The following is a 2,700-nucleotide window of genomic DNA, read 5'->3' as shown; positions in this document are numbered from 1 at the left end:
CTTTTTCTCTTTAACCTTATTTCAATATGCTAATGTTATTTAGCTTCCCGCTCTTCCAAACCGGGCTGCAAAGGTAGCAATCTTTTTCTCTTTAGCAAGAATTATTTTAAAATAAATCCTGCCCTCTTTATCACTAAGCCCTCTTTTCAGTTTATTGCCCTCTCCTCCGGAGCGGGATGCAAAAGTAGAAAAAAATATCTTTCCCAGCAAAGAGAATTTATTAAATACTGTACGGTTAAACGTAAGTCAATGGTTTTCAACAGGAAAAAGTTTTACCGCAGTTAAAACTTTTTGGAAGGATAGGTGTTTAGGGCAGTTTTGTAAATCTTATAGCATTTAAAAACTACAGAATCTCGTGTAGTAAAAAGATCCTGAAACAAGTTCAGGATGACGGCGGCACCCGGGATTTTGCGGCAATTCTTAATTTTGCCCAGCCTTTCTCCGGCAACCAGCACATTGAAACTTCGGAAGACCGGCCCACCTAAACCCGATAGCAGCGGAAAACCCGGAGGAGAGGAACGAGCCGAGGATTTGGAGCGAATAGCGGGAACTCACCTATATAGTAGCACTGAACCTGCTTTGCTAGAAAATAAAATAGAATAATCCATTGGAAACTATCTAAACCTTATAAATTTCTTTAAAAAATCATGAAAAACGAGAAACTAATTAGTGCATATAAAGACGAAGTAACTAAAAATCATGTTAGAATCACCTGTATATTTACTTATTTCCAAGAAATAAAAACTAAGGCTATAAAACCTACCCTCTAATAATAGCCAAAAGCTTTTTAACCGTAACTACCACGAGTACTGAAGCAAGGCCAATTATTAAGCCAAAAGCAAATTCTCTTAACATGGATGGGAACGAAGGGAAAACGTGATGTAAAAACGCAATATTGTGCGCAAAAATTCCACCTGAAACCAATATCAATGCAACTGTCCCTACAATACTTAAAATTTTAATAATAACAGGTAGCGATTTAACCAGTATTTTACCAACTGCGGAAAGAATTCCTTTGTCACCAGAAGCTTTAACTAAGCGATATCCAGCATCATCCATTCTAACAATAAGTGCAACGATTCCATAAACGCCAATTGTGGCCAATAATGCGATCACCGACACAGTCATGATTTGGATGGTTAACTTTTCATCCAAAACGCTCCCTAATGCGATAATGACAATTTCTATTGATAGAATAAAATCTGTTACAACAGCTGATCTGATTTTGGTTTTTTCTGCTGCCTTATCATCCTGAATAACCTCTTTTGCTTCTGCATGTATAGGCTTTGATCGATGAAAAAAATATTCAACAACTTTTTCTACGCCTTCATATGCCAGATACAGTCCGCCAAGAACCAGGATTATCTTGATTGCTATCGGGAAAAAGAAATTGAGCAATAGGGCAATGGGTACAATAATAAGTTTATTTACCAATGAACCTTTGGTGATTGCCCATAATACCGGTAGTTCCCTAGAAGAAAGAAAACCTGTCGATTTTTCTGCGTTTACGGCTAAATCATCTCCTAAAATACCAGCCGTCTTCTTTGCCGCTACCTTTGCTGTTACAGCAACGTCATCCATTAAGGCACTTATATCGTCTAAAATTGCAAAAAAACCCGAAGCCATATCTAAATTTATTAATGCTGCAAAATATTAATTCCTTTTTAGATTTAGACAATTACACATCAAATCTTTAAACCTAAACATATGAAATTATCCCAATTATGTTCTGTTAAGGGTTAGTAATATTTATTACATGGTTTTATAACAGTAACAAGCTAAAACTGTTCGAAAAAACTAAAGAATTTATAATTCTTAAAACTTAAAATTAGATAGATCTATAATTAGTAAAATTACGAGCATTTTTTGAACTCAGTTTGGATAATTCGGATCCCCCGATGTAAACTGCCAAGGTTCTAAAGCAACACTTTTGAACTTATTTACAACACAATCAGTAACCATAAATTTGGTTCTCTCCTGCAGTCAGTTTTACTCCGCCAATGAAGAATTGGTTCCGTACTCACTTCCATTAGGGCTCTTAACCTGGGATGTAAAATGGAAGATAGGATTTAAAATCAGCGGAGATCTGCTGAATTAATTCCCTAAATTCTTAATTCATTCACTACATAGCTATTGATCTTTTTTTGGAGCGCAGCAGCAGTAACGTTTAGGTTGGTTCCGTCCTGCTGTACGTTTTACTCCGCCAATGAAGAATTGGCTCCGTGCTCACTTCCATCAGGGCTATTTAACATGGTAAAGAAGAAGGAAAAACGTGTAAGATGTAAAATTGGCCTCTGCGGAGATCAGCGTGAACAACCCTTAACTTTGCTTAGCGCCTTAATGGTGAGAAAAACCTTCTAGTTTTTTGGAGCGCAGTTTCCTGTTCATTTAGGTTGGGTTCCGTCCTGCTGTACGTTTTAACTCCGCCGATGAAGAATTGGCTCCGTGCTCACTACCATCAGAGCCATTTAACATGGGATGGAGCTTGATGGAAGATGGAAAACGGATGATGGAATGCTGTATTCTTCATTACTTGCAGCCTTAATTATCCCCAAATTACCGTCATTTCGAGCGCAGTACAACGTAGTCGAGAAATCTATATAGATCTCTCCGTTCACTGCGTTCCAGTCTAGACGATATTTTTTTGAGTATCCCACAGGTAGCAGAGTGCATTATCTTCAGCCCTAAAGTCTATAAACA

At 37.5% G+C, this 2,700-nt stretch carries 1 protein-coding gene; it reads right to left on the bottom strand.

From position 1 onward, the window contains the following. Nucleotides 1-759: 759 nt before the first annotated feature. On the bottom strand, nt 760-1,626 hold the full coding sequence (locus OQX63_RS23185) for a DUF808 domain-containing protein (protein WP_265853163.1): 867 nt from the start codon (nt 1,624-1,626) through the stop codon (nt 760-762). Between the last annotated feature and the right edge of the window lie 1,074 nt (nt 1,627-2,700).

The sequence above is a fragment of the Pedobacter sp. PF22-3 genome (assembly GCF_026239555.1).
In the GTDB taxonomy this organism is placed as follows: Bacteria; Bacteroidota; Bacteroidia; order Sphingobacteriales; family Sphingobacteriaceae; genus Pedobacter.
This window is presented reverse-complemented; position numbering and strand designations above follow the sequence as displayed.